This is a genomic window from Mesorhizobium sp. M0768 (assembly GCF_040320195.1).
GTDB lineage: Bacteria > Pseudomonadota > Alphaproteobacteria > Rhizobiales > Rhizobiaceae > Mesorhizobium.
Genome location: NZ_JAMYPD010000122.1, coordinates 1 through 593, shown reverse-complemented (window position 1 = coordinate 593; position 593 = coordinate 1). Strand labels below are relative to the sequence as shown.

Genomic DNA, 593 nt, shown 5'->3' with positions numbered 1-593 from the left:
GTTGGAAACGGGTTGGACGTTCGTCTCCTTGATGACCTGAGTGATCTCTGTCTTCTGCTCAACGGTCACATTGCTGATGGAAGCGGTCGAACTCTGGTCCTGCGTCTGCGTCGAGGCATTGCCTTGGGTCTGCTCGGTGGTCGTGGTCCCGGCCTTGCCCTGAGCCTGCTCGTCGGTCTTCATTTTGGTGCTGCCCGTGGCCTGCTGGTCGGTCGTGGCGCCAGGCTTGCCCTGAGCTTGCTCGGTGGTTGTCGTGGTTCCAGCCTTGCCCTGAGCCTGCTGATTGGGCTTGATCTTGGTGTTGCCCTGAGCCTGCTCGGTGGTGGTGGTTCCAGCCTTGCCCTGGGCTTGCTCCTCGGTCTTCATCTTCGTGTTGCCCGTGGCCTGCTGGTCAGTCGTGGCGCCAGCCTTGCCTTGGGCTTGCTGATCGGTCTTCAGTTTCGGTTTGCCCTGGGCTTGCTGGTCAGTCGTAGCGCCAGCCTTGCCCTGTGCCTGCTCGCCGGTCTTCAGCTTCGGTTTGCCCTGCGCCTGTTGATCAGTGGTGGCGCCGGCCTTGCCCTGAGCCTGCTCGCCCATCTTGGCGCCGTTCTGGC

The 593-nt window shown here is 62.6% G+C and carries 1 pseudogene; it reads right to left on the bottom strand.

The features are described from left to right. Nucleotides 1-576, bottom strand: a pseudogene (locus NKI08_RS34620) (DUF1236 domain-containing protein); the annotation flags it as partial. Nucleotides 577-593 lie beyond the last annotated feature (17 nt).